Source organism: Marinobacterium sp. YM272 (assembly GCF_050908845.1).
GTDB lineage: Bacteria > Pseudomonadota > Gammaproteobacteria > Pseudomonadales > Balneatricaceae > Marinobacterium_D.
This window is the reverse complement of sequence record NZ_CP194171.1, coordinates 2648870-2675570: the sequence shown is the minus strand read 5'-3', so window position 1 is coordinate 2675570 and position 26701 is coordinate 2648870. Positions and strand designations below refer to the sequence as shown.

Here is a 26701-nt window from a genome sequence, read left to right as displayed (position 1 = left end):
TCCTGGTAGTGCCTTTATTCCTGAGCGGCCCACTCACCACTGGCATAAACCCACAGAGCGGGGATTAGCCGTTCCGGTACAACGTCTTGATCAGGTGGTAGCCGAAGCGGGTTTTGATCGGGCCGTGTACCTTGAGCAGCGGGCGTTTGAAGACCACGTCATCGAACGCCTTCACCATATCACCGCGATGAAACTCGCCCAGGTCACCGCCGCGCTTGCCGGAGGGGCAGATGGAATGGCGTTTGGCCAGTTCATTGAAGTTTTTGCCTTTCTTCAGCTGCTCGAGAATCTCTTCAGCTTCTTTTCGTGTCTTTACCAGTATGTGTAGTGCTGCCGCTGTAGCCATAACGCCTCCGATGAATTACGCGCGAATACTAACCTAAATCGATACCTTGTGGGACTCGGCGCACCAACCCGGCTGTAGAATTTTACCGGGCAGGGTGAGAACGCTTTCCTATTGCTTATGAAGTAGTGCCTACCCTTCCTGAGGTACAGCGCTACCTGGGCTTGTTGCGTGCTCATTACCCTTGGCTGTAAAAGGCTTTCAATGCTTGTTGGCCCTAAGGCTCAGTTCAGACGCTCAAACCTTATGGACATAGTACTGTCATAAAGTTGAAGTATTGGTGTCTTGAGATATTCCCACTCCCTGCAGTTCAGGAGAAAGCGGTGAAATTCGAGAAAGCAGACAAAGGCTTCGTGATCTGGTGGATAGACAGGCAGTTTGCCAACGTGCCGGATTTCCCCACCAGTTGCTGTGCAAAGTCCGATGGGGGTGGCAAAGGCTCAGTGTCCCGACAACATGTGTTGGCGTACAAGGCTTGGCGGAAGGTCTCTACCAAACGTCGCACGATTCAGGAGTGGATCGATACATGGCTGGATGACACTGAGCAAGAACAGTTGCTCAAAGCGATTAAGCAAAACGATCACTACAAAAAACTCAATCTTTGAAGGATAAGTAACGCATGTATGGCACGCTCTGAGCCGTGCACCGGGTCATTGAACCTGGCTGGTCGCCGGCGCTAACGTTGCGTTTTTATTCTGATTGTTTTTCTTAAGTGTTTTTTCTAATTCTGCGATTTCGTTGTCACTGAGCCATTGCTCAATCCAGGACAGAATCTGCTTGCGCTTACCGTTCAGTTTGGTCCACTCCTTGTAAGCAGTGATGTGATCTCGGCAGATCGACGGCTCGCCGCCTGAGTTGCAGCATTTAGACGGGAAGGTATCATTTTTGGCGAATTGTCGATCAACCCAGGAAACGACAACTCCCTTATCCGCTTTTTCGAAGTCCATGTCCTACCTATACTAAAGTATAATTGAAGCTTTTAACGTTACTGATTAAAGAATCAAACTGGATGCTTTGACGAACATCCAGCCTATCATCTGTGCTTGGGCGGGCGCATCATACTCTTAAAAGTAAACCCTGGAAATATTTTATGCGAAGATTTTAAATCACAGTGAATAAACATTCACAAATGGATTTTTTGTTCGTCATCAGCTGGATGAGTCGGAAATATTACAATTATTTCAATCACATATAATATTAGAAATATGTGTATTAAGGCTGGGTCTTGTTGGCTGTCAAATAGGGGTTTCGGTTTAAGTGATCAATCTGATATCGATTTTATTAGAATTAAACACGCATATTGTGCATGGATATCTATATTGAAATATTTTGAGTTCTAAGGTTATCTCCATGTTGTGCAAACAATCTTTTGTCCCTGGTTTAATTATTCTTTTCCTCCGTACACCCCACTAGTCATAGTGGCCTTAAGGATAGAGTGCATGAAGCCCGTTAAATAAAGCTTCAGCGCAAGGGACAGCCCCTAGTCGATAACTTGAATTTCACATGAGAGACAATAAGCTGGGACGGAAGGCAAAGGTGGAGCCGGATTGGCATGCCGTTTTCGGAGTAAGCCTGTCTGGCTGGGCCAAAAAAAGGCCGGATTGACCGGCCTGAAAGAACAAGCGTTAAGGTGGCTTTAAAGCGCCAGCTTTTTGTCCAGCCCGTTAAGCAGGAAGTTTAAAATGATCGCCGTCATCGCCCCCATGATGACAGGGGATTTGAAAAACACCTGTGACCAGTCCGGCATGAACGAGAAGTAGTCCGGCTTCAGGATCGCGATCATGGCCATGGCCACACTGACCCCGACCACTACAAAGTTGTTATAGCTGGTTTCAAAGTCGATCCTGCTCAGGGTCTTGATACCAACCACTACCAGGCTGCCGAACATCATAAAGCCGGCGCCGCCAATCACCGCTTTAGGGACGGATGCGACAATCGCTGCCAGGTAGGGTGACATGCCGAGCAGAATCAGAAAGACACCGGCCAGTGCGACGACCCAGCGGCTTTTCACCTGGGTGATGCTTACCAGCGCAACATTTTCCGAAAACGCGGTGTAGTGGAATGAGTTCAACATGCCGCCTATCACGCTGGACAGGCCGTCGGCGCGGATCAGATCGGATATCTTGCGTGCATCCGGCTTCTTGTCGACCATCTCACCAATCACGATCGCATCGCCCACCGACTCAACCCAGGTAATGGAGATCACCAGGATCATGGTCAGGATCGGCACCAGGTGGAAGGTCGGCGTGCCGAAATAGAACGGCTCGACCAGTGCGAAGGTTTCGGCGGAGCTGGCGGCGGAAAGATCCAGCATGCCGGAGAAACCGGCGATGCAAACGCCGGCTACTATACCGATCAGCACCGAGATGTTGCGGATAAAACCCTTGCCGAAGATGTTCGCCACGATGATGATCGCAAGTACCGTAAAGGCCATGGCGATATATTTGGGGTCGCCAGCATCTGGACCGTAGCCACCGGCCGAGTACTGGATCGCGACCGGCAGCAGGCTCAGGCCAATAACCGTCAGCACGGAACCAACCACGACGGCAGGAAAAGCCCGCACCATATAACGGCCAAAAGGCGCCATGGCGATGCCGAACAGGCCAGAGATGATGACCGCACCGTATACAGCACGCAAACCATCCTCCACGCCGCCCGCGGCCAGGCTAGGATCACTGGCGATTGCGATGGCCGGAGAAATGCAGGCAAAGGTTAAGCCCTGCATCAACGGCATACGGCTACCGAAGCGCCAGATACCGATGGTCTGGATCAGGGTGGCAATACCGCAGGTGATCAGATCCGCCTGGATCAGGTAGGCAATCTGCTGCTGGCTCAGGCCAAGCGCAGCACCAATGATAAAGGGTACCGCGATGGCGCCGGTATACATCACCATAACGTGCTGCAGTGCCAACAGGAGCAACCTGGAGGTTGCGGGCACTTCATCAACGGGATGTATCGCGCCAGGTGTCTGTGCCGGTTGGCGACACTTTTCAGCTGTTATTGTCGTCATATCGGTTCTCCCGTTTGATGACCTTGTATTCGCTTACCAGAATCCGATGTGGTCAGCGGCGATGGCGTCTTCCAGTTCGACATAGGGACCGCGAACATCCACCTTGCGCTGGCCGGCAGCAAAGACGTCACGGCAGGCCAGGTCCAGTGTCAGGTTTTCCGGGTTGTCACCGGTCATCTCGGCAAGTCGTTTTTCGGTCAGGCCGAAGACAACGCTGCCAATCCCTGCCCAGTAAACGGAACCGGCACACATACAGCAGGGCTCAACCGAGGTGATCAGGGTGCACTGCTCAAGAAATTCCGGGTCATACTGCTGTGATGCGGCACGGGCGACATTGGCTTCTGCATGGCCGACACCCTTATCTTCCTTATAGGTGTTACCAGAGGTGATCAGTACCTCGCCATTCGGGCCAACCAGCATGGCACCAAAGGGGTGGTTACCACTCTTAACGCTCTCCTTGGCAACCTCGATCGTGGTCTTCAAATGTTTAATGTCGTTGTTCATTGGCAACTCCGCCTCTCTCTGTTCGGGGTGAACGATTGCTTAAGTTAAGAGCAATATAAGAGAAGCCTGTGCGTGATTAAATTAGAACGTTTAGCTATCTACGTGCTAAAATTTCGCACATATGGCTACAGGTGCTAGGGATGTCCGCGTTAACCAAAGAGATTCGATCCTTCGTTGTGATCGCCACTGAGAAATCAGTACGCAAGGCGGCTGACAAGCTGCATATTGCGGCATCGGCGCTTAGCCGCCAGATGAGTATTCTTGAAGAGGACTTCGGCACCCAGCTTTTCCTTCGCCTTCCGAAGGGGATTGAGCTGACGGAGCAGGGCGAGGCTCTTTACAAGCAGGCGGGGGCATGGATAGCGGAAGAAAACCGTTTCCGCAGGAGCATCAAGGAAGAAAACAAACAGCACCTGGTGCAGTTTCGGATCGGTGCGGTTGAGTGCCTGAGCACCAGTGTTCTTCCGCGCCTGTACAAAAAACTCTCATCCCGTTTTGGCAATATAAGGGTCCATTTCAAGACTGGAGATACGCAAACACTGACCGATCTGCTGAAGACCAATCAGCTCGATTTCATCGTCGCGTTCAATGTGCCCAGAGACGAAAAGATCCATTTTGCGGCACGTGAGAAAAGCAAAATTGGCCTCGTTCACCTTCCCGCTCTGCTGGATAAAGACACTCAATCCATAGAGCTGTATGACTGCCTGCAATGGCCGCTCTGCATCCCCGACATCGACCTTTCCGTACATACCCGTCTGTATTCGGAGATTTTGCGCCAAAAAAGCAGCTTCGACATAGTCGCTACCAGTAACTCATTTGATCTGCTCGCAAACCTGGTAATGGACGGTGTCGGCGTCAGCTTTATGACCTGGTATGACATCGAAAAACAGGTAAGCGAAGGTTCCCTGGCGTTCACTCCTCTGACAGATAAGCGCCTGGAAGAAGAGCTATGCGTATGCATGCCATCGACCGTAAAAAAGGATGAGCGGACCAATACGGTTATCGAAAGTATTTTGGAGGTTATTAAGGGCTGATCACATTCAGTATCGCATTAGCTGCCGGGCAGATACGGGTTTGCTCAAGCACCAGAACCCTGGCGTTAACAAGCCCGGACAGCGCTGATTGCTCTGTAACCTCATAGCGTTCACAAAAAGTAGCGTTCGGCTGTTTTTTGCTTTCCTGTCTCTCCCGGGATGGGATTGACCACTGACCTGTATGGGTTGATCCATAGATGCTGTTAAGTGAGTCTCTGTAGGGATATTTATTGAAGATGATCCCTGGGAGAACTAAACTGGCCATATATTAACCGATTCAGAGTGTTCAAGATGATGGCCAATCCTGCACCGTCAGCGCAGGCAGACGAACGCCGCAAGTCCGATGTGGCGCTGAAGACATTTTTCCGGATCACCGATGGCTGGGGACTGACCAGCCAGCAGCAGAAGGTATTGCTGGGTGATCCGCCGCGCACCACCTTCTACAAATGGCGCAACGGCGAGGGTCCCACGCTGAGCCGCGATACACTGGAGCGAATCTCCTATGTACTGGGGATCTACAAGGCGCTGCGGATTCTGTTTCCGACAGAAGAGCAGGCCAACGCCTGGCCGAAAAAAGCGAACCGGGATTTTGATGGGGTTTCCGCGCTGGATGTGATGCTTAAGGGCAGCATGATCAATCTGGCGGATGTCAGGCGTTATCTCGACTACATGCGGGGCTGAACGGATGCTGCAACTGATACCCGACTGGGAGCGGGCGCACCGCCTGGTGCCCAGCCACTTTCCACCGATCAATCTGTTTGAGACCGTTGCAGACCCAGAAGACCTGGAGATCATCTTCGAGATTGAGAGCCTTACCAACGATCGCCTGCGTGATGAGACGGGGGATCTGCGGCTGGTGCCTGCCTCCGAGCGTATCTCTGGCCCCGGTTCTACGCCGGTCATGGCGGCCTTTACTCATATCGGTCAGGCCAGTCGCTTCACCGATGGTCGGTACGGTGTCTATTACGCTGGTAACTCGCTGGAGGTCGCCATAGCGGAGACTCGCTATCACCGCGAGCGTTTTCTGTCCGCCACACAGGAGCCCGATACCGAAGTGACCCTGCGCGAATATATAAGCCTGATCCAACTGCCGTTGGAGGATGTCCGCAGCGGAGAGTACGCGCATCTGCACCATCCCAGCGATTACGCGCCATCCCAGCGGTTCGCGCTGGAGCGTCGTCAGTCGGGTGCCGCGGGATTACTCTATAACAGTGTGAGGTATGAGCAGGGGCAGTGTGTGGCGCTGTTTACGCCGAAAGCTACATCGATTCCTGCGCAGGGTGGCCATTATCGCTATGTCTGGAGTGGGGCGGCTCAGCGGATTATTTCGGTGCTGGCAGTGAGTCAGATTCAGTGATATTTAGTCACGCAAACTAGTGGTATAGGGCTATATATCAGCATCAAGATAGTGGCCCATATTATTCACCTGGAAATATTGGAACTCATTAAAGTGCTTCCGTAATGCATTTTTGGCAAGAGGAAAACAGGGTAGTTTAGTACGTTTGTAGATGCTAGCATCTGTCAGACAAGTCGCTTAAATATAACACAAGGATAGTGTTAGTTTATGGCCAAGGATACGGGGCTTTACTGCCTTACTACCATTCTTCGTTTTCACCAGATGCCTGCTGAACCCCAGCAGTTGCATCATCAATTCGCTGTGCCCGGTCAGCCCCTCGGCTGCATGGAAATTATTCGGGCGGCCAAAAAGTTAGGGCTGAAAGCCAGGCGGTCTTCGGTACCCTTTCAACAGCTGAACAACGCCTCTCCGCCAGCGATCGCTATCAACAGGCAGGGGGAATTCTTCATCATTGCCCGCGTCTCCCATGCCGAGAAGGCAGAAGGGAAAGTTCTGGTGATGGAGGCAGGGATCGCTCAGCCCAAGTCTTTAACAGAGTCAGAGTTGGCTGGGGTTTGGGCCGGTGAGTTAATCCTGGTTACTCGCCGGGAAGGCCTTATTGCACAATTTAAAGAATTCGATATCCGCTGGTTTATTCCATCCCTGCTCAAGTACCGAAAACTGTTTGGTGAAGTGATTATTATATCATTCTTTTTACAGTTGTTTGCACTGGTTACTCCGTTGTTCTTCCAAGTGGTGATGGATAAGGTGTTGGTACATAGGGGATTCACCACACTTGATGTATTGGCGTTTGGGTTTGTAGCTATCGCCCTTTTTGATGCGATACTCGGAGGACTACGCACTTACCTGTTCTCTCATACCACCAACAGGGTTGACGTCGAATTAGGTGCAAAGCTCTTCAACCATATGGTATCTCTCCCTCTATCCTATTTCGAAGCACGCCAAGTCGGCCAGAGTGTGGCTCGAATAAGAGAGCTGGACACCATCCGCAACTTTATTACGGGTACCGCACTGACGTTGGTGATCGATCTATTCTTCACTATCGTCTTTTTTGCTGTGATGTGGCTTTACAGTCCGACACTCACAATCATCGTTCTACTTACGATCCCTTTCTACGTTGCTTTGTCGATCTTTATCACGCCTATCCTGCGGCACCGACTCGATCAAAAATTTCAGCACGGAGCTGAAAACCAGGCGTTTCTGGTTGAGGCCGTCAGTGGTGTCGAGACAGTTAAGGCTATGGCTGTTGAACCCCAGATGCAGAGGAAATGGGAAGATCAGTTGTCAGAATACGTGACGGCCTCGTTCCGAACCCAGAACCTAAACAATATCGCTAATCAAGTTGCTGGCTTCATCAACAAAATCACCACGGTTCTCATCATTTGGTATGGCGCGCATTTGGTCATAGATGGCGCTTTAACGGTCGGGCAGTTAATCGCCTTCAACATGATTGCTGGACGGGTATCTGCTCCGATATTAAAGCTTGTGCAGCTATGGCAGGATTTCCAGCAAGCTGGGATTTCGGTCAAACGATTAGGGGATATTCTCAATACACCAACAGAGCCTGGATATAATCCCAATCGCAGTACCTTGCCTTCTCTGGAAGGGAAGGTGAATTTCGAGCACATCCACTTTCGCTATCGTCCAGATGGCCCACGTATCCTCAACGACATCTCACTACAGGTCGATCCTGGAGAGGTCATCGGTATCGTCGGGCGATCCGGATCCGGCAAAAGCACCCTGGCCAAGCTGATACAGCGCATGTACGTACCTGAGGCGGGCCGTGTACTTGTGGATGGTGTGGATCTCGCCATGGTCGACACAGCCTGGTTACGTCGAAATATTGGTGTTGTGTTGCAGGAAAACTTCCTCTTCAACCGAAGTGTTCGAGAGAACATTGCGCTAAGTAATCCCGGCTTACCAATGGAGCAGGTTGTTCAAGCTGCGAAACTCGCCGGAGCACACGACTTCATTCTTGAACTGCCCGAAGGCTACGATAATTCGGTGGGCGAGCTTGGATGCAATCTATCCGGTGGCCAGCGACAGCGCATCGCCATTGCACGTGCCCTAATTACCAATCCACGAATCCTGATCTTCGATGAAGCGACCAGTGCGCTCGATTATGAATCTGAGCGCATCATCCAGGAAAACATGGCCGCGATTTGCCGAAACCGCACGGTATTCATCATCGCTCACCGTCTGAGTACGGTGCGCCAGTGCGACCGCATTCTGGTTATGGAGAAGGGTCGGATTATCGAAAACGGTAGTCATGATGAGCTGGTGAGTCAGGGAGGCAGTTACTACTCTCTTTATCAATTACAGAACGGAGTTAGACCCTCTAATTCTCGACCGGAGCCCCAGTTGCGAGAGGGATCTACGGCCAAATAGAAGGACGCGCAAAGGCAGATGGATCTGTTTAAGTGGATAAGTGAAAAGTGGCATGCTCGCGCTCGGTTGGGCGATAAACGTGTTCCCCAGCGTGCGGTAGACTTTCTACCAGCCGCACTGGAGATCCGGGAGCGTCCGCCGCACCCCGCATCAAGAGTGACTGCGTGGGCACTTTTGGCGCTGTTTAGCATAGGCGTTATCTGGGCCTGCGTTGGGGAGGTTGACATAGTTGCAACCGCAGAAGGCAAGATTGTGCCCTCAGGGCAGGTCAAGACGATTCAGCCTTATGAGCTGGGCGTAGTCTCGAAAATACTCGTCAGTGAAGGACAGCTAGTCAAAGCGGGCGATCCATTGGTCATACTTGATCAAGCCCAGACGGCCGCAGATGAAAGACGACTCACTCAAGAAAGCATTCAGAATCGGCTCAACTACCTGCGTTTAGAGCAGCTTTCCCGATACGTAGACCTCTTCTCCAACGAGATCACCACAGAACCCATTGGGATCGACGAAAGTGATCGTCCTATTGGCTCAAGTGACCAGCAATTTCGTCATCAACAAATTTTACTCACCCAACAACAGCTGTCCTTTCGCGCTCAATACGAACAGTTAGATCAGCAAATTCTGGACAAGCGAGCAGAGCTGAAAGTCAATCATGCGCTCATCGACAAGCTAAGCGGGACCTTACCACTTATTACTCAGCGAGTGGATGCACTCAAGTCACTGCTGGATAAGAAACTGGCGGCCCGCGTTCAATACCTTGAATTAGAGCAGGAACGAATTGAACAGCAGCAGGATCTTGCTGGTGCCAAAGCTCAACAAGAGCAATTAATCGCTCATATAGAAGATATAAAACATCAGCAGCAGTCGCTTCAGGCCCAGATACATGCCGATTATCTCCAGCAACTTGTTCAGTTGGATAGAGAGTTCTTAAGCATCAAAGAGGAGCTAAGGAAGGCTAAGGATCTAAAGCAAAAGCAGATGCTGAAATCACCTGTTGATGGTGTTGTTCAGGACTTGGCAATCCATACGGTTGGAGGGGTAGTTACCTCGGCACAGGAACTGATGAAGATCGTGCCGGAGAATCAAGCGCTGTTTGTTGAAGCTTGGATTGAAAACAAGGATATCGGGTTTGTCCAGAAATTACAGCCCGCTGAGATAAAGGTTCATACATTCCCATTTACGAAATACGGAATCATTGACGGAACTATAAACAAAATCTCTGCTGATGCGATAGCAAATGATCAGCAGGGGCTTATTTATAAAACCAACATAAAAATGGAAAACGCACATCTCAATGTGGAAGGTAAGAAGGTTGCTCTTGTCCCAGGCATGAGCGTGAGTGTTGAGGTTAAAACAGGCAAAAGGCTTTTAATCGAATATATTCTAACACCATTACTAAGATACAAGATGGATAGCGTCGAGGAAAGGTGATGAATTTTTTGAAAAAAAACTTACAAAGCAGATATTTTTTTGTTGGATTGTTTCTAATCTTATTTCAAGTTTTATTCGGCAACAACTATTTTCCATATGAAGTAAAAACAAATCTTATAAATTGGGATTTAATGAGTAATATTCAATATAGTGGCGCAAGTGGAAGATATGAAACGCCATATATTAAGGCTCTTGATAGCAATGGTAATTATCAAAAGTTTATCACAGAATTGATCAGTAAGAATAAAGTAAAAATTAAAAATATAGTCAATAAAAATCCAGAAATGAAAATAGGATGGTATTCAACTTGCTTTGAAAAAATAATGTCATGGTTTTTTGAGCACTCATATTGGGAACGGTTTAACTGGGAATGTAGAGCTGTTATAGGGTTTAGAAATAAAGATGATGTTGAAATATTTGATTACCGTAAAACCTTAGAAACCCTTAAGGAAAGGTATGTTTTGTATGCGCTTATTAACTATCGATACTTTTTTATAGGAGTAATGTTTATTTTAGGACATTTTTCTTATTTGATTATAAGGAAGTTTTACCTTTTAAAAACTAACGGATGAGGATTATAAATGGCTATCACGGATAAGTCTCAGTATATTAATGATGTAAAGGACGCAGCTGAGCAATTTACAAACCAAATATTAAGCGGATCAAATATTAGTACCTCTATCGCAGGATTATACGCGACTATAGACAATTCAGATGCGACTACACTTGATAAGGCCATAGCAATAGCACAGGTAGTAGCAGTGCTTTCTGATGCAATACCAGCGAATGAATATATCAAAAAATATGTTAGCTTTACTGGTACTTCGGCAAACTATTCTGCTTTAGCCAATGACTTTTACAAATTGCTAGTACAATATACAGATGACGATAATGGTAACACTCTTGGCCCTGACACAGTTGCGTCCTTTATCGGCAATGCTACAGGCATAGTTGCTGATTCTATGAAAGTGGTTCCACCAGTAGCTCTTCCCAAGTTTCTAGTGCAAGTTACTCTTAATGTAATCTCACAAATTGCAGGGGTCATGTCAATATACTTGCCGAATGCAGAGACCGCTTATGCCAATGCGATAGCCGAAGCAGAAGCAGAGATGGCCGAGTTACAAGATTTAATGGAGCAAATCGATATCGAGCGAGTTCAGATGCTCGAAGACTTTTTAGTCAAAGCGGAGTCTAGAAAGAGTGAGTCTTATGAAACCTACCTCACTTACATAAGTGAAGAAGCTGAGGTTTTGGGTGTCTCTCCCGAACAACTTTCCGCTATAGCATCTGACTATTATGTATCAGTTGGATTGCTAGAGAGTTATTCGTTAGCCCAGAATTCTGTCGTAACAGAAGCAAATTTACTCCTAACGGAATATGAGCAGTATATTGATTCGTTGCAAGTTGTAAATTCAAATGAAGAATTTTTAGAAAAAATAGAAGAGTATACTGGCTATAATGGTGATACTGATACTATTGTTGCAGGAAAGCTGCAAGTCTCGTTTGTTGATCTGATTCATCAATACGATATTGCTATCGAGGAATATGTCGAGCAAGAATTACTTGAACAGTTTTCAAGCGATATTGATCAAGCCAATGCTAGCATCAGTTATGACACTGTATCTTATGTTAGAAATGAGCTAGCGTTAATAAACGAGTCAGATGACTCCAGTTATACAGAAAAGCTCAACAACGAATTGGCGGCAAAAAAGGAAGAGCAAGAACAAGAAGCTCAAAAAGCCGCTGACAGCAAAGAAGACAATGCACAGTTGAGCGATAAACTGAATAATGAGTGCGCTTCATATCAAGCAGAAGCTGAAACAGTAGCTCAGGTGATAGCGGATCAAGCTAGTCTGCATGTAAAAGAAACACTGGAAAGTAGCGCGAGAGAAAAACTCGAAACCGTCTTCAGTGATATTCTCCAGGAAATTTCAGACGCAGCTAGCAAGGAGCTTACTGAAGTCAATTGCCCCGGATCACGCGATAAAGTCTATGCATGGGAGTCTGAATTAAAACGTCAGATCGAAAATCTGCTTAACGGAGGCGATATAGTCAGCACTCAATCTGATGCAGCCTCAAATAATCAGGATCGTAAAGCGTCGCTTGAAGCGCTGGTTACCCAGACTACACAAGTATGGACTGCACGGGTTTTGGAGCTGTCTGGAGTCCTCGATAACGTATCCGACCAGGAAGATCCTGAAGACTGTGGATTACCTACAGATCCTTCTGATAAGAAAATTGACTTCTCTGGAGCTGAAAAAATCACCTCACCGTTGGTCGTAGATCTTGACGGCGATGGGGTCGAAACACTCGCAAAAACAGAGTACATCTATTTTGACCATGACGGTAACGGTGTGGCTGAACGCACCGGCTGGGTAGCATCGGATGATGGCATCTTAGTCATGGATAAAAATGGCGACGGTCAGATCTCCAGCGGTAACGAACTATTCGGCAGTAATACTCAGCTTGCGAACGGTGATGCAGCTGCAAATGGATTCGTTGCACTTTCCCAATATGACGACAACTCAGATTCTGTAATTGACCACTTGGATGCCGCTTACTCAACAATCAACGTTTGGCAGGATCTAGACTCAGATGGGAAAGTCGACGAAGGTGAAATCCTATCCTTGGCTGATGCTGGTATATCGTCACTCTCAACCAGCTGGGTTAATACGTCGGTATTAGATGGTAAGGGTAACGTGATCAAACAAACGAGCACTGCCACCACCGTCGACGGCAGTAGCGTAGCATTGTCAGATGTATGGTTTGGTACCGACGCCGGTCATAGCATTACTGTTGAAAAACTTGAACTGAGCGAGGAGATTCAGGCTCTTCCAGAGGCGAAAGGTTTCGGTAATCTCCACAACCTTAGTCAAGCTATGGCTCGCGATGAAGTTCTTCAATCGCTAGTACAACAGTTTGTTGATGCTCCGGACGATACCTCACGACGAGCAATGCTCAATGGAATTATCTTCCAATGGGCGGGTGTTTCAGATATTGACCCATATAGCCGCGATCCAAGCAGGATTTATGGGCATGTTATCGATGCTCGAAAGCTGGAGACGCTGGAAGCCTTGGCCGGGAGAAATTACCTCGGTACTTGGTGCTGGGGTGAGCGCGACCCGAACCCTCATGGTCGTGCGGCCCCAGTACTGAATTCTCAATACGAGGAGTTTAAAGGTTTTATTTATGCTCAACTAATGGCTGGGTCGGCATTCAAAGAAGTGTTCGATCTGATTGAGGTCGAATTCAATATGGATACCCTGGAGTTTTTCCAGGAAATGGGAGCCTTTACTGATTATCTCGTTGGATTAGCGGAGTCCGGGGAGGTCGTGGCGCTCAGTCGAGTATATGGAGTTCTGGTTGGGTTGGGTGAATTTTATCCTCAGATGAGCAAGGCAGCCGCACAACTCAAATCAAACGCAACTCTTGCCCCTCTCATTGCTGAAAACCTTGTAGAAGGTACGGTGGGAGACGATATCTTATCAGGCACATCTGCTGGAGATCTCCTTGTCGGTGGCATCGGAAATGACGTGCTTTATGGCAAGAAAGGCAACGATGTGTATTTGTTCAATAGAGGAGATGGCTCAGATCGGATTTACGACTCTTCGGGCTCAGACTCGATAACGTTTGGTGTGGACATTTCCAGTGAGATGCTGAGCTACTCGCGTAACGCCACATCCCTGTTCATCACAGTGCTGGATGCAGAGGGTAACCCGTCATCTGACAGCATACAGATCGATAACGTGTTCGATTTCGACGGCAGTGTTAGTGAGGGCGCAATTGAAGCCTTCAGTTTCTCGGATGGCTCTACGTTGACGATGGTCGATATCATTCCTCTCATCGACCAAGAAGTTACCGAAGGGGATGACACCCTGTACGGTACCGAGCTTGATGATACGTTCAATGCACTTCAGGGCAACGACACCGTTTACGGTGGTGCGGGCAACGACCTCTACCAGTTCTCAATTGGTGACGGACAGGATGTCATCTACGAGAATGCAGGAACCGACACAATTGAGTTCCTTGGTGGTATCCAGGCCACTCAGGTGAAGATAGAGCGCACAGGTACTGAAGGTGAGGACCTGCTAGTTCACCTCTATGACGTCGACGGCAACGCGACAGGTGATACGATCCGAGTCGTCAAGGCTTACCAGAGCTACGCCGCCTCCGGAAACAGAATCGAACAAGTTCGATTTACCCTGGAGGATGGAACGCTCCAGACATTAGCTCTCGATGAGCTTGAGAAGCTTTACAACGTCACTGAACTTGACGACGTAGTGTATGGCTTCGAGTCCGATGACACTATTAGCGCACTTAACGGTATCGACACCGTTCATGGCGCGGGCGGCAGCGATACCCTGCACGGGGATGAGGATGACGATCTGCTTTATGGTGAGGCGGGCGACGACATTCTAATCGGCGGTTCCGGGAACGATGTCTTAAACGGCGGTAGTGGCAACGATACCTACCTGTTCGCGTCGGGAGATGGGCACGACATCATCGATAACCGGGACAGAGGCTCGGTTGATGTTCTCGAGTTCGACAGTTCCGTCAATCCCAGCAAGGTCCGGTTGATGCGTGTCGATAACGACCTGTTTATCAGCATCGACCGCAACACCGACAGCATTCAGGTCAAGAGCTTCTTTAACGGAGATGCAGTTAGCAGTACTGCGCTGGACGAGATCCGCTTTGCTGATGGCTCTGTCCTGACCTTACAGGATGTGATCGACCTGACGCTGGAAGCAACCATGGGGGCTGATTTTATCCAAGGCTATTCCTCGGACGATACCATCGCCGCTCGTGGCGGCGATGACATTGTGTATGGAGGCCGCGGGGATGACATGGTTTCAGGCGACCAGGGCAAGGATCTGCTGTTTGGCGAAAACGGCAACGATATGCTCTTTGGCCAGCAGGGAGTCGATCAACTGTATGGTGGACAGGGGGATGACATCCTCTATGGCGGTAACGAAGAAGACCAGCTTTACGGTAGCTCCGGCAAGGATGTTCTTCACGGTGAGAATGACAGCGATACGCTATTCGGCGGCGGTCAGGATGACACTCTGTATGGCGGGAACGGAGCCGACCTGCTGATGGGCGAATTCGGTAACGATATGCTACATGGTGATGCGGGTGACGATATCCTGGCAGGTGGAGGGGGTGATGACGTGTTGGCCGGCGGTCTTGGAAACGACACCTTCAATTATACGGAGGGTGACGGTAACGACCAGATCGAAGCCGGCAAGAAGGAGAGTAGCGGTTACGATACCTTGTCGCTAAGTGGATTCGATACAGATCAGATCTGGCTTCGCCAACAGGGTGATGACCTGCTAGTCAGCTTCGTTGGCAGTAACGGGCAGGTAACAATCGACGATTGGCAGACCTATGATGATGCTATCGATGAGATAGATGTCGGTGACTTCAGTGCCTGTGGTGAAGACATAGAACGACTTGTGTCAGCTATGGCTGCCTTCGATGCACCCTCAGGTGTGGGTGAAGTAATACCCCAGGATGTAAAGGATCAGTTGCGACCTGTGTTGGCGGCAAGCTGGCATGCTAACTCTCCAGCATAATATTTAACTTTAATCGAGGGGCTCTCTTGCGGTCCCTCAGAATGCTGACAAAGTCCCCGTTCCCGTGCGGGGACTTCTTGTAATGCTAGCAGGCTAGGTCCTCACCACGATCAAGTCCTGATGTAGGCCAGGCTTGCAACTGCGCCCAGCCCTATTAACGAGGCGATAAAAACAAAACCCCAATCAAAATGATCGGGGTTTGTTAGTAACCTGAGTTCCTGCTAACGGCAGGGGATCATGCAAGGCCGCGCACTGGCAGGCTTAGAGCGCCCCTGAGGATGCAACGATATCCTCATCGTCAGCGGGAGTGATCGAGAGCAGCATCTTGCTCAGGTCCAGCAGAATAATCAGCATGCCGTTGTGGTAGCAGACACCCTGAACGAAGCGTTTGCTGGTTTCGTCGCCCGACGCGTTGGGCGCGCGATCCACTTCGCTTTGCGGCAGGCTGAGTACTTCGTCGACACTGTCGACCACCAGACCGATCACCTCGGACTCGTTGAATTCAACGACGATGACGCGGGTTTCGTCGTCGGGCTGGGCCGGGGGCAGGCGGAACAGTTGGCGGGTATCGATGACGGTGACCACGTTACCGCGCAGATTGATGATGCCGAGGATAGACGCATCTGCACCGGGAACCGGTGTGATCTCACTGTACCTGAGTACCTCTTTAACCTGCATGACGTCGATGCCGTAAAGCTCGTTATCGACGCGGAAGGTGGCACGCTGGTGGTAGATAATCTCTTCCTGCTGTGACTTGCGCGATTGCTGGTCCTGCTTTTTCTGTTCCAGCGCCTTGAGCATCTGTAGTTGATCGGCTTCGGCTTGTAGGCTCATTCCATTACCCTGTTGTCTCGTTGGTGCCCAATACGATCCATCAGCAGGATCGATAAAATGTAGTCTATAAGGGACAGCTCAGTATCACACAGCCCCGATTGCCTTGAAAAGCCCGCTAGAGGCAGTTGTCGGGCTTTGGCAGGCCGGCAAGCAGCGCGGCCAGTTTTGCGGGGCTGCCAGGGAAGAGCTTCATCAGATAGATACTCTTACCCTTATCCTCGCCCAGCTCCAGTTTCACCGTTTTAACCAGGGGTCTCATCGCTGGTGAATGGTCGAAGCGCGCATAAAAGTCCCTGATCAGGTAAAGGATCTCCCAGTGAGCGGGTGTCAATTCTATCCCTTCCTGCGCGGCCAGATATTCCGCCACCCCGGGGTGCCACTGGCCCAGGTCTTCCAGGTAGCCTTCGTCATCCAGGGCGATAACATTGCCGTCGATTTCCAGTTGCGTCATCAAAACCAGCTCACCACCTTGTCATGGCTTGCGCAGAGTTCAACGAAACCTGCGTCTTCGACCTGCAGATCTGTTTCAAACTGGATCCCTCTTGCCAGTATATCGGGCGTTAGTGCGAAAAGTTTACCGCTATGCCTGCTCAGCGTTTCCTGAAAAGCGGGTTGGGTCCAGTACACCCCATCTTCGATCAGCAACAGGGTGTCACCCGGCGCTATCGCTTCGAGGCAGCTTTCCATGCAGGCGGCGTTCGAGGGCGCCTGATTCAGGGTATGTAATATCATCTCAGAAACTCAGTACGTGGGTGTGCTGGGATAGCAGCGCTGAGACCGCTTTGGCGTTTACGCTCTCCACCGGGAGAATCAACTGCTCTGGCGTGAGCCCGCGCTCGGTCAAGGCGCGGCGGCTGACACATAAACGCTCGATATCGTAGAGTGGCAGCGATTGTTGCAGCGAGTTGAGGTTCTTCTGACCGATTTCATCAGGTTGCTGTCCCTTGAGCAGCTCGTAGACGCCATCATCGAGAAACAACAAAGTGACAGGGGTTTCGAAGACCGAGCAGGTCAGGGCGGCATCCAGTGCATCCTTGGCTGCTGAGCTGCCGTAAGGCGCACTGCGAACGATGATGAGAATGCTTGTCTCGCTCATGAGCGCCCCCCGAATGTAACGACCCGGTCAGACACCAATCCAGCCTCAACAAGCTGGCCAAGTCCGGACAGATCAAAACCCTCCGCCAGGTTCCAGTGCTCCTGGCCATAGCGACGGGCCTCGGTCTCGTTCAAGACGCCGCGGCGTATACCGGCAGCAATGCACACTACCAGGTCCAGATCGTGCTCCCTGGATAGCGCCTGCCACTGGCCCGGAATGTTGGCTTCATCCTGAGGATTACAGGCGAGGGCGGTGCCGTTATGTACGCCGTCGCGGTAAAAGAAAACCCGGTGGATGCGATGCCCGGCCTGCAGAACCGCGCGGGCGAAACGGAGCGCGGTTTCGGCGCCCTGATGTTGAACCGGCGAGGCCTGCACAACTATCGAAAAAACCATTGGGGAAAAGCTCATCGGCTACTCTGTTTATCAGACACAAAAAAGCCCCGCTATCTTAGCAGAGACAGCGGGGCTTTTTCTTTGGCTTCTGTCAGTCGTCGCTGAACGCGCCAACCAGTGCGAGCAGGTGCACGAACAGGTTGTAGATGCTCAGGTAGAGGCTGACGGTGGCCATTACGTAGTTTGTGTAGGTACCGTTGACGATGTTGCTGGTGTCGTACAGCACGAAGCCCGCCATCAGCATGACGACGGCGGCGGAGAACGCCAGCTGGATGCCAGAGATATCAACGCCAAACATCGGCAGGATAAACAGCGCGATCATCGCAACGATCAGCACCATGCTGCCGGCAGCCAGGAAGCCGCCCATGAAGCTGAAATCCTTGCGGCTTGTCAGCGCGTAGGCAGACAGACCGAGGAAGGTAACAGCTGTCATACCCAGAGCGGTCATGACGATTTCGCCACCGTTAGCCAGCGCCAGGTACTGGTTAAGAATCGGTCCCAGGCCAAAGCCGAGCAGGCCGGTAAAAGCAAAGGTCAGCGGCAGGGCGGCTGCGCTGTTCTGCTTCTTGTTGAGGACGAACAGCAGCACGAAGCTGAGAATCACACTACCGAGGTAGGCAAAGAAAGGAGGGTTGATCGCCATCGAAATACCGGCGGTAACGGCGCTCAGAACCAGTGTCATCGACAGCAGCATGTAGGTGTTGCGGATCACCTTGTTGGTGTCGACCGCGGAACTGTGTGCGTGTTGTGACAGGGGTTGTACGTTCGCCATAGCTTTCCTCGCTAATTTTAAAAGACTAATCGCCATAATGGTTAGATTTACGGGATTTTCAAGCTTTTCGACCATTTGACATCGCAAAGATTCCACGTAGACTGCCTTGCGTCTGCGGAGGGATGGCTGAGTGGTCGAAAGCACCGGTCTTGAAAACCGACGAGTCGAGAGGCTCCCAGGGTTCGAATCCCTGTCCCTCCGCCATTTTCTTCTCCGGCACACTGTGCCGTCTCCAGATGACATCAGTTGTCCGTTCACCCTGCGCAATGCCCCGCCAGCCCGGCTAATCGTCTTGTCATTTCTCCGTGAAATGCGCCCGTGATCGTGTACACTACGCATCCCGATAAGCCAGTAATCAAATCAACCCCGGCCTTAATAATTTACGCGCAATATTGTGAGCGATCTCAGCCCCCCGCCAACTACCAACCCCCGTATTCTTTACGAAGATGACTGGATAATCGCCGTCGACAAACCGGCAGGATTGCTGGTGCACCCCAGCTGGATAGCGCCAGCGAAGACACCCCATCTCGTGGGTTGGCTGCGTGAGCGTTACCCGGACGAAAAAATCCATACGGTGCATCGTCTTGATCGGGCCACGTCCGGCGTCATTCTGTTTGCGCGGGATAAAGAGATAGCGCACAAGTTGCAGACGGCGTTTGCCGAGCGCAAGGTCGAAAAAACCTATCTCTGCGTAACCCGGGGGTGGATTAACGAGCCGGGTGAAATCGACTACCCGCTTAAGCCCGTGCATGATCGCATCGCGGATGCCAAATCTGATCCTGACAAGCCCGCGCAGGAAGCGGTCTCCCTTTATCGTCCCCTCGGGACCGTAGAGCTTCCGATCCCGGTGGGTAAATACCCGGCGGCACGTTATTCCCTGGTGGAGGTGCGCCCCAAAACCGGGCGTAAACATCAGATTCGCCGCCATATGAAACATATCTTTCATCCACTGGTTGGTGATACCAAGCATGGGGAAGGGCGGCACAATCGCCTGTTCCGAGAGCAGTTCAACCTTCCAAGACTTCTGCTGATGGCGACGCAACTCGAGTTTGAACACCCGGTAAGCGGTAAATATTTGAAAGTAGAGGCTTCAGTAACTGAAGAAGTGGCGGAGCTTTTCGACAGCTTCGGCTGGCAGGGACTGTATCCGGCCTGAGGGTGTACACAGTGCTGGAATCAAAGTTGCTTATACTTCTTTGAATTTCTGCTGCGAGATGGGCCCACGGAGTGGGGCAACGACAGAAAACCAAATAACAAGCGGTCAGTGATTAATGCGACCGAAAAACAACAACAGATAATTAACGGCGAAATATTTTTATGACAACTCCCTCCGCACTAGCTGACCTGCTTAAGTCATCCAGTCCTCTGCGGGTGGCCATCATTGGCGCAATGGATCAGGAAGTTGAACAGCTCAAGGAATCCCTGACCGGGCGAGAGCATCAGGTTATAGGCGGCTTCGACTTTTATACCGGCAAGCTCGATGGCACCGACGTGGTGTTGCTGAAATCCGGTATCGGCAAGGTCAACGCCGCCATCAGCAGCACCCTTCTGCTTTACCAGTTCAAGCCGACCTGCGTGATCAACACAGGGTCCGCCGGTGGTTTCGATAGCGAGCTGGAGGTGGGCGACGTGGTAATCTCCGAGGAGGTGCGTCACCACGACGTGGATCTGACGATCTTTGGCTACGAGCACGGACAAGTGCCGGGCCTACCGCCTGCCTTTACCCCTGACCCGCTGCTGGTGCGCTTTGCAGAGGAGTCGATCGACAATATGAAAGGGATGAAAACAGTAAACGGCCTGATCGCCACCGGTGACACCTTCATGGACAAGGCGGACCGGGTGGAGGCAACACGCGAGTTGTTTCCGACCATGAAAGCCTGCGAAATGGAAGCCGCAGCGATCGCCCAGGCCTGCCACCGCTTCGATACGCCCTTCATCATTATCCGCGCACTTTCCGATATTGCCGGCAAGGAATCCAACATCTCGTTCAAGGATTTTCTTGAAACCGCGGCCAGGCATTCAGCAGAAATGGTGATGGCGATTACCCGCCGCATCAGTACCTGTAAAAGCGGACACTGATCCTTAAACCGATAGCTGGAGTCCCGCTCAGGACTCCAGCAGTTTCTCGATACGTGCCTGCCAGGCCTCGCTGTCCCACTCCTCCTCACCGCTGATCACCTCGACGAGCTCACCTTGCGCTGAAAACAGGTAACTCATCGGCAGACCGCGCAACTCGAACTCCTTGAACGTGCGGCCCTCGCTATCGATCAACAGCGTCAGGTCGAGCGGCAGATCGAGCTTTTCGACAAATGATGAAACCTCATCTGCGGTTTCGCCGGCGCTGATAGCCAGTACCGAGAAGGGGCGTCCCTCGAAAGCACTCTGCAAACGGTTTAACGCCGGCATCTCGCGGACACAGGGCGGGCACCAGGTTGCCCAGAAGTTAACCAGGACAACCTCGCCACGGTGCTGTTCAAAACGGTGATCGGCGCCATTAAGGCCGGGAAAGCTGAGGCCGTAAAGCTCAGACTCAGCAGATGATTGTGCTGAGGCACCCAAGGGTAGCGTCAGGAGTAGCAGTGCAACGAATAACTTCCTCATCAGTGTGTACCTCCTTGGGCCCTGTACGCAAAAATCGACTAATGCGATTATAACTCTTTGTGCCGGTTCAGTTATCGGCTCCACGAAGACCGCAGGAGAGCATAATGGCAAAGGTAGCATTTATCGGCCTGGGTACCATGGGATATCCGATGGCCGGACATCTTGTGAAGGCCGGGCATGAGGTCTGCGTTTTTAACCGCACGCCGAGCAAGGCCGAGGCCTGGGTGTCGGAATTTGGCCACCGGCTGGCGGAAACACCGGCTGAAGCCGCAGAGGGTGCCGAGTTTGTCATGACCTGCGTTGGCAACGACAGCGACCTGGCTGAAGTGACACTGGGTGAGAAGGGAGTCCTGCGTACCCTGGCCGCGGATAGCATCCTCATAGATCACACCACTGCCTCCGCCGAGATTGCCCGTCAGCTCGATGCTGCCTGTAAAGAGTGTGGTGCCGGTTTCCTCGATGCGCCTGTATCCGGAGGTCAGGCCGGTGCCGAAAATGGCGTGCTGGGCATAATGGTGGGCGGTGATAGCGCCAGTTTTTCGCGCGGCCAGCCGGTCATGCAGGCGTACGGCAAGGCGATCAAACACCTGGGTGAAGCCGGCAACGGCCAGCTGACCAAGATGGTCAACCAGATCTGTATCGCCGGCCTCGTTCAGGGGCTTGCCGAGGCAACCCACTTTCTTAAGCAGTCCGGTCTTGATGGTGAGGCGGTGTTTGACGTGATCCAGCACGGTGCTGCAGGCTCCTGGCAAATGAGTAACCGCCACCAGACCATGCTTAATGACCAGTACGACTTCGGCTTCGCCGTTGACTGGATGCGTAAGGACCTGGCACTGGTGCTTGATGAGGCACGCCGTAATGGCGCCAGGCTTCCGGTTACCGCGCTGGTGGATCAGTTTTACGCCGACGTGCAGACGATGGGTGGAGGGCGCTGGGATACCTCAAGCCTGCTCAAGCGGCTGGAACCGGGTAAAAAGTGATAAAAACGGTTCGAAAGTCGATATGGCTTTCGTGGCTGTAATCGTTATAATGCGCAAAATTTCACCAAGAGCGCGGTCCACCGTGCCTTAAAAGTCTCTCCGAGAGGTTCTAGTTCTATGGCTGATATCGACAAGTACACCCTGGTTTCTTTCGCTCCCAGCATCGCTATCGTTGCTGTCATGATCGTTGGCACTTTCTTCGCTGTCCGCGCGCTGAAAAAAGTGATCGCGCAAGACGCAGCCAAGGCTGGCGAATAAAACCGGGTCGTACCACCGGATTGCAAGAGGGTCGCTTCAGGCGGCCCTTTTTTCTGCCTGTCGATCAGAGTTGGACAGCAGCAACATGCTGCTGATCAGCATTAGCGTGGCAAGCAGGTAGCCCGAAACCCAGGCCGTGGTGCCGAGTATCAGCTCGGCATAAAGCACCAGCATCGGTGGCATGTAGCCGTAGGCGGCGACCGTGCTGGGAGGCAGGCGCAGCGTAGCGATCTGCAACACCCAGAAGGTGATCAGTGTGGTGAACAGGGTCAGATAGCCCAGCGCACTCAGGTCGGTGAGGCCAAGGGTTGCAAAGAAACTGCCGAGATCGCCGATCAGCAGGTCCGGGATGCCGATCAATACGCCGCCCGACAAAAGGCTGTAGCAGGTTGTGCGGTACGGCCGTGACGGAATCAGGTGGCGGTCGCTGGCGTAGCGCGACAGGTTGTTGTAACAGGCCGACAGCACACAGCCACCGAGAAACAGCGTTTCACCAAAGCCCAGATGAAAACCGGCCAGGCGCTCCAGGTCTGCCCGGCTGACGATCACCAGCGCTGCCAGGGCTGCCAGCAGCAGGGTGCCCAGGCGTTTCCACTGCAGCGTCTCTATGCGGATCAACATGGAGATCAGGTAAGCGAACAGCGGTTGGGATACAAACAGCGCGGCGAGCGTCAGCGGCGTCGTGTACTGCAGCGCCTTGAACATGATCGAGAAAAAGCTGGCCAGCAACAGTCCCAGTATCGAATAGATAAGCAGTGCTAGCGGTGATGGCAGGGTTCGATCACGCATGAACACCAGCATCACCACTCCCGCAGCGATGAAGCGCAGACTGACAAGAAAGTTGGTGGATAATTCAGCGTTGAAAAGCGCAGCCACGGGAAAGGATGAGGCCACGAGCGCTGTCCATAACAGCAGGAGCAGATGGGCGCGAAGCTGGGCAGTCATGATCGCATATCTCCCATTAACGCCTGCCTGCGGGCCAGTGGTCGGGCACAACGAATCCCCGTGATCGTTCGACCCACTCGCCATTAATCCGCACCACGGCCAGTACCAGAGAACTTCTATGCAGGTCACGCAACTGTTCGCGCAGTTCCGCCAGCGTTAATGCAGGATTTCCGAGGTATGCCGCGGGTAAAAGCCAGTCCGGCTTGCGTACGAGAATATAACGCTCGCCCTCGGAAGCGATAAGCGCTAGCTCGGACCAGGTGACCCACCAGCCACGCAGGTGCTCGGGATTAACCGGGTAGGGGGCTGTGACGTTGTTTTGGGCGGGATGGTAAAACAGCCAGCCTTTAACCCAGACGACAGGCGTCGGTTGCGAGCTGACACAGAGCTTTTCAAGCTGCTTCGCTGCTTCCGGTCGCTGACACAGCCGCAACTGATGCTCAAGCATGTGTTGCCATTTGGTTGCCAGACAGTCGTCGCGACGGGTGCCGATATAACTCTCAAGTATCTGACCATTGCCGTCTAGCAGATAGAGTTTTAGCGCCACCTCCAGGTGAATCCACTGCGCATCAAACCGGAACAGAAAATCCATTTCTCCAACAGTTCGCTTATCTTCTTTTACCTGAATATTTCTATATATATCAGATATTTGCTCGTTATTCTTGAGGTGAAAGTATACAATGTTCTCGAAGTGTTCCCCCAGCCGCCAGCGCGGCTCGTAGCTGGACAGAGCGGCGAGATTACCTGCCTTGGTGATGGTTCCTGTTCCCGCTTTTATCGCCTCGGGGCAGCGGTATTCCTGAGGCGCCAGCATCAGGTCCGGTGACGTGCGAAGCCACTCGAGCTCGGCCAGCAGACACTGGCTGTCGGGCGCCGTGCGGATGGGAGGGTTAGAATTCACTTCTGCGTTAAAACTCCCTAGAGTAATGCTGTTGAAGCAACCCTAGGATGACAGACAGAGGCTTCCAATGACAGCGATGACAAAACGCCAGGCACTTCGCCTGAAGAAGGAACAGCAGCAAAACAATCGTCAGAGTAAACGTCATCCGCTGCTCTCCGAGACCGACATCAACAACATCCTCGTCAACGGTTCGCAGATCGCGCTGGCCAAGCTGAAGCGGGCCAAAACGTTCGACGCACGCCTTTATTACTATGCCGAGATCGGTGTCTATCTGGAGGTGTCGCTTTCCCGCGGCGCAGGGATCTCGGATTCCACCCGTGACCAGTTGCGTGAAATCCACCGTGAAGCGACACACCTGCATATGGATGCCAGCAAGCAGTCCGCTCGCCAGCCCGAATAAAAGGGGGCTGTTAAGTACGTGACCAGCACAGAGGAAAATTGCGCGGCTTTCGACAGCAAGGCCTTTCTCGCGCGCCTGACCACCCGTCCCGGGGTTTACCAGATGTTCGATGCCGAAGACGGCATCCTGTATGTCGGCAAGGCGCGTAACCTGAAAAACCGGGTATCGAGCTACTTTCGTGCCAGTGGGCTGACCACCAAGACCATCGCGCTTGTCAGCAAGATCGCCCGCATTGAGGTCACGATTACCAACAGCGAAACGGAGGCGTTGCTGCTTGAGCAGAACCTGATCAAGGAGCTGCGACCGCCTTACAACATTCTGCTGCGTGACGATAAGTCCTACCCGTACATCCTGATCACAGAGAAAGAAACCTATCCGGCGGTGCGCTTTCAGCGTGGAGCCAAAAAGGGCAAGGGGCGCTTCTTCGGGCCCTTCCCCAGCGGCGGGGCTGTGCGTGAAAGCCTGAACCTGATGCAGAAGGTGTTTTTGATTCGTCAGTGTGACGACTCATTCTTTCGCAACCGTTCCCGTCCCTGCCTGCAGTACCAGATCAAGCGCTGCAGCGGTCCCTGCGTTGGCATGATCTCCCCAGAGGAATACCAGCGCGATGTGCGGCACGCCACCATGTTTCTGGAGGGGCGTAACCAGGCGGTGATGGATGAGCTGGGCAAGCAGATGGATGACGCCTCCGCCAGGCTTGAGTTTGAGAAAGCCGCCGAGATCCGTGATCAGATCAGTCGACTGCGCCAGGTACAGGAACAGCAGTATGTATCGGGCATGAGCGGCGACGCCGATGTGCTCGGCTGCGCCATTCAGGCGGGCGGGACGGTCGTGCATGGCCTGTTTGTCCGCCAGGGTCGGGTAATCGGCAGCAAGGTTTATCACCCCAGGGTGTCGGTGGAGGATAGCCCTCCCGATGTGCTTTCCGCCTTTATCGCCCAGTTTTACCTGGGTGGCGCACGGGAAATACCCGACAGCCTGATTCTCAGTTTCGAGCTTGACGACCGCGAGGCGCTGGAAGGGGCGCTCGCTGCCAAGCGCGGCAGGGCGGTGAATATCACCCACAAGGTCAGGGCGGAAAGAGCCGGCTGGCAGCGCCTGGCACAAACCAATGCGGAACAGCAGCTTGCCAGTCACCTGGCCAGCAAGCAGAGCATTCATGGCCGCTACCTGGCGCTGCAGGACCTGCTTGGCCTCGATCACCTGCCGGAGCGGCTGGAGTGTTTCGATATCAGCCACAGCTCCGGCGAAGCCACCGTCGCCTCCTGTGTTGTGTTCGATCGCAACGGACCGCTTAAATCCGATTACCGCACCTTTAATATCGAAGATATCACCGCGGGAGACGATTATGCGGCTATGCACCAGGCGCTGACGCGACGCTATACCCGGCTGAAAAAAGGCGAGGGAAAACTGCCGGACCTGCTGGTCATCGACGGTGGCAAGGGGCAGGTTGCCCAGGCAATGGATGTACTGCAAAGCCTGCAGATTACCGAAGTGCTGGTCATCGGCATCGCCAAAGGGCCCACGCGTAAGGCCGGGTTTGAAGTACTGATCAGCGGTGAGACCGGTGATGAGCAGGTACTGCAGAGCGACTCACCGGCACTGCATCTGCTGCAGCATATACGGGATGAGGCGCACCGGTTTGCGATCACCGGTCACCGAGCCCGACGTGGCAAGGCTCGCAGGCAATCCAAACTGGAGGGGATTCCCGGTATCGGGCCCAAGCGTCGGCGTGAGCTGCTGCGCTACTTCGGTAGCGTGCGGGACATTGAAAGCGCCAGTATTGAAGAAATCGCAAAAGTCTCTACCATTAGCCGGGCGCTGGCGGAGGAGATCTACGCCGCACTGCACCCCGAACGTTAGGCGTCACCCGGACAGG

At 52.2% G+C, this 26701-nt stretch carries 27 protein-coding genes and 1 tRNA gene; 15 read left to right on the top strand and 13 right to left on the bottom strand.

Going from position 1 to position 26701, the window contains the following annotated elements; all coding sequences use genetic code 11:
- Positions 1-64 precede the first annotated feature (64 nt).
- A complete protein-coding gene (ppiC, locus tag ACQUQP_RS11860) occupies positions 65-346 on the bottom strand; it encodes a peptidylprolyl isomerase PpiC (RefSeq protein ID WP_432695239.1) in 282 nt (93 codons plus the stop codon).
- Positions 347-666: 320 nt separating this feature from the next.
- On the opposite strand from ppiC, the gene ACQUQP_RS11855 reads away from it, so the two are divergent.
- Complete coding sequence (locus ACQUQP_RS11855; RefSeq protein ID WP_432695238.1) at positions 667-948, top strand: hypothetical protein; 282 nt, start codon at positions 667-669, stop codon at positions 946-948.
- Between the two features lie 45 nt (positions 949-993).
- On the opposite strand, the gene ACQUQP_RS11850 is transcribed toward ACQUQP_RS11855, so the two are convergent.
- From ACQUQP_RS11850 to ACQUQP_RS11840, 3 genes are all read right to left on the bottom strand, one after another.
- Positions 994-1290 carry a hypothetical protein gene (locus ACQUQP_RS11850; RefSeq protein ID WP_432695237.1) on the bottom strand — a complete coding sequence of 99 codons (297 nt, stop codon included), beginning with the start codon at positions 1288-1290 and terminating at the stop codon, positions 994-996.
- Positions 1291-1979: 689 nt separating this feature from the next.
- Positions 1980-3353 (bottom strand): nucleobase:cation symporter-2 family protein, encoded by a 1374-nt coding sequence (locus ACQUQP_RS11845; RefSeq protein WP_432695236.1) that lies wholly within the window; start codon positions 3351-3353, stop codon positions 1980-1982.
- Between the two features lie 33 nt (positions 3354-3386).
- Positions 3387-3857, bottom strand: a complete 471-nt coding sequence (locus ACQUQP_RS11840) for a nucleoside deaminase (RefSeq protein WP_432695235.1) — start codon at positions 3855-3857, stop codon at positions 3387-3389.
- 140 nt (positions 3858-3997) lie between these two features.
- Here ACQUQP_RS11840 and ACQUQP_RS11835 point away from each other — a divergent pair, with 140 nt between their 5' ends.
- The 7 genes from ACQUQP_RS11835 to ACQUQP_RS11805 all read left to right on the top strand — a co-directional run bounded on the left by ACQUQP_RS11835 (position 3998) and on the right by ACQUQP_RS11805 (position 15640).
- Positions 3998-4891: a LysR family transcriptional regulator gene (locus tag ACQUQP_RS11835; protein ID WP_432695234.1), complete on the top strand. Its 894-nt coding sequence runs from the start codon at positions 3998-4000 to the stop codon at positions 4889-4891.
- A gap of 291 nt (positions 4892-5182) precedes the next feature.
- Positions 5183-5572 (top strand): MbcA/ParS/Xre antitoxin family protein, encoded by a 390-nt coding sequence (locus ACQUQP_RS11830; protein ID WP_432695233.1) that lies wholly within the window; start codon positions 5183-5185, stop codon positions 5570-5572.
- 4 nt (positions 5573-5576) lie between these two features.
- On the top strand, positions 5577-6248 hold the full coding sequence (locus ACQUQP_RS11825; RefSeq protein WP_432695232.1) for an RES family NAD+ phosphorylase: 672 nt from the start codon (positions 5577-5579) through the stop codon (positions 6246-6248).
- A gap of 207 nt (positions 6249-6455) precedes the next feature.
- Positions 6456-8636 carry a type I secretion system permease/ATPase gene (locus ACQUQP_RS11820; protein ID WP_432695231.1) on the top strand — a complete coding sequence of 727 codons (2181 nt, stop codon included), beginning with the start codon at positions 6456-6458 and terminating at the stop codon, positions 8634-8636.
- 18 nt (positions 8637-8654) lie between these two features.
- Complete coding sequence (locus tag ACQUQP_RS11815; RefSeq protein ID WP_432695230.1) at positions 8655-10067, top strand: HlyD family type I secretion periplasmic adaptor subunit; 1413 nt, start codon at positions 8655-8657, stop codon at positions 10065-10067.
- Positions 10067-10639, top strand: coding sequence for a hypothetical protein (locus ACQUQP_RS11810; protein ID WP_432695229.1), 573 nt, complete (start codon positions 10067-10069; stop codon positions 10637-10639). The genes ACQUQP_RS11815 and ACQUQP_RS11810 overlap by 1 nt, the downstream gene beginning before the upstream one ends.
- A 9-nt stretch (positions 10640-10648) precedes the next feature.
- The gene (locus ACQUQP_RS11805) at positions 10649-15640 is read left to right on the top strand and encodes a calcium-binding protein (RefSeq protein ID WP_432695228.1); all 4992 of its coding nucleotides are present in this window, start codon (positions 10649-10651) and stop codon (positions 15638-15640) included.
- 261 nt (positions 15641-15901) lie between these two features.
- Here ACQUQP_RS11805 and ACQUQP_RS11800 read toward each other — a convergent pair whose 3' ends face one another.
- From ACQUQP_RS11800 to ACQUQP_RS11775, 6 genes are all read right to left on the bottom strand, one after another.
- Positions 15902-16474 (bottom strand): chemotaxis protein CheW, encoded by a 573-nt coding sequence (locus tag ACQUQP_RS11800; RefSeq protein ID WP_432695227.1) that lies wholly within the window; start codon positions 16472-16474, stop codon positions 15902-15904.
- Positions 16475-16589: 115 nt separating this feature from the next.
- On the bottom strand, positions 16590-16925 hold the full coding sequence (locus tag ACQUQP_RS11795; RefSeq protein WP_432695226.1) for a TusE/DsrC/DsvC family sulfur relay protein: 336 nt from the start codon (positions 16923-16925) through the stop codon (positions 16590-16592).
- Positions 16925-17206 carry a sulfurtransferase complex subunit TusB gene (gene tusB / locus ACQUQP_RS11790; RefSeq protein WP_432695225.1) on the bottom strand — a complete coding sequence of 94 codons (282 nt, stop codon included), beginning with the start codon at positions 17204-17206 and terminating at the stop codon, positions 16925-16927. Before tusB ends, ACQUQP_RS11795 begins: the two co-directional genes overlap by 1 nt.
- A gap of 1 nt (position 17207) precedes the next feature.
- The gene (gene tusC / locus ACQUQP_RS11785; RefSeq protein ID WP_432695224.1) at positions 17208-17570 is read right to left on the bottom strand and encodes a sulfurtransferase complex subunit TusC; all 363 of its coding nucleotides are present in this window, start codon (positions 17568-17570) and stop codon (positions 17208-17210) included.
- Positions 17567-17980: a sulfurtransferase complex subunit TusD gene (gene tusD / locus ACQUQP_RS11780; RefSeq protein WP_432695223.1), complete on the bottom strand. Its 414-nt coding sequence runs from the start codon at positions 17978-17980 to the stop codon at positions 17567-17569. Before tusD ends, tusC begins: the two co-directional genes overlap by 4 nt.
- A gap of 76 nt (positions 17981-18056) precedes the next feature.
- Positions 18057-18737 (bottom strand): Bax inhibitor-1/YccA family protein, encoded by a 681-nt coding sequence (locus ACQUQP_RS11775; protein WP_432695222.1) that lies wholly within the window; start codon positions 18735-18737, stop codon positions 18057-18059.
- A 116-nt stretch (positions 18738-18853) separates the two neighbouring features.
- Between ACQUQP_RS11775 and ACQUQP_RS11770 the strand changes: the two genes are divergently transcribed.
- From ACQUQP_RS11770 to mtnN, 3 genes are all read left to right on the top strand, one after another.
- A tRNA-Ser gene (locus tag ACQUQP_RS11770) sits at positions 18854-18941 on the top strand.
- Between the two features lie 190 nt (positions 18942-19131).
- Positions 19132-19893: a pseudouridine synthase gene (locus ACQUQP_RS11765; RefSeq protein WP_432695221.1), complete on the top strand. Its 762-nt coding sequence runs from the start codon at positions 19132-19134 to the stop codon at positions 19891-19893.
- Positions 19894-20054: 161 nt separating this feature from the next.
- Positions 20055-20816 (top strand): 5'-methylthioadenosine/S-adenosylhomocysteine nucleosidase, encoded by a 762-nt coding sequence (gene mtnN / locus ACQUQP_RS11760; RefSeq protein ID WP_432695220.1) that lies wholly within the window; start codon positions 20055-20057, stop codon positions 20814-20816.
- A 27-nt stretch (positions 20817-20843) separates the two neighbouring features.
- On the opposite strand, the gene ACQUQP_RS11755 is transcribed toward mtnN, so the two are convergent.
- On the bottom strand, positions 20844-21338 hold the full coding sequence (locus ACQUQP_RS11755; RefSeq protein ID WP_432695219.1) for a TlpA family protein disulfide reductase: 495 nt from the start codon (positions 21336-21338) through the stop codon (positions 20844-20846).
- A 104-nt stretch (positions 21339-21442) separates the two neighbouring features.
- Here ACQUQP_RS11755 and ACQUQP_RS11750 point away from each other — a divergent pair, with 104 nt between their 5' ends.
- Together ACQUQP_RS11750 and ACQUQP_RS11745 are read left to right on the top strand one after the other, a co-directional pair.
- On the top strand, positions 21443-22318 hold the full coding sequence (locus ACQUQP_RS11750; protein ID WP_432695218.1) for an NAD(P)-dependent oxidoreductase: 876 nt from the start codon (positions 21443-21445) through the stop codon (positions 22316-22318).
- 117 nt (positions 22319-22435) lie between these two features.
- Positions 22436-22576: a hypothetical protein gene (locus tag ACQUQP_RS11745; RefSeq protein ID WP_432695217.1), complete on the top strand. Its 141-nt coding sequence runs from the start codon at positions 22436-22438 to the stop codon at positions 22574-22576.
- Between the two features lie 36 nt (positions 22577-22612).
- On the opposite strand, the gene ACQUQP_RS11740 is transcribed toward ACQUQP_RS11745, so the two are convergent.
- Both ACQUQP_RS11740 and ACQUQP_RS11735 read right to left on the bottom strand, forming a co-directional pair.
- A complete protein-coding gene (locus ACQUQP_RS11740) occupies positions 22613-23521 on the bottom strand; it encodes a DMT family transporter (RefSeq protein WP_432695216.1) in 909 nt (302 codons plus the stop codon).
- A 16-nt stretch (positions 23522-23537) separates the two neighbouring features.
- Positions 23538-24422 (bottom strand): DUF1853 family protein, encoded by an 885-nt coding sequence (locus tag ACQUQP_RS11735; RefSeq protein WP_432695215.1) that lies wholly within the window; start codon positions 24420-24422, stop codon positions 23538-23540.
- A 67-nt stretch (positions 24423-24489) separates the two neighbouring features.
- Here ACQUQP_RS11735 and ACQUQP_RS11730 point away from each other — a divergent pair, with 67 nt between their 5' ends.
- Both ACQUQP_RS11730 and uvrC read left to right on the top strand, forming a co-directional pair.
- Positions 24490-24822: an excinuclease ABC subunit C gene (locus ACQUQP_RS11730; protein WP_432695214.1), complete on the top strand. Its 333-nt coding sequence runs from the start codon at positions 24490-24492 to the stop codon at positions 24820-24822.
- A 102-nt stretch (positions 24823-24924) separates the two neighbouring features.
- Positions 24925-26685 carry an excinuclease ABC subunit UvrC gene (gene uvrC, locus ACQUQP_RS11725; protein WP_432698696.1) on the top strand — a complete coding sequence of 587 codons (1761 nt, stop codon included), beginning with the start codon at positions 24925-24927 and terminating at the stop codon, positions 26683-26685.
- Positions 26686-26701 lie beyond the last annotated feature (16 nt).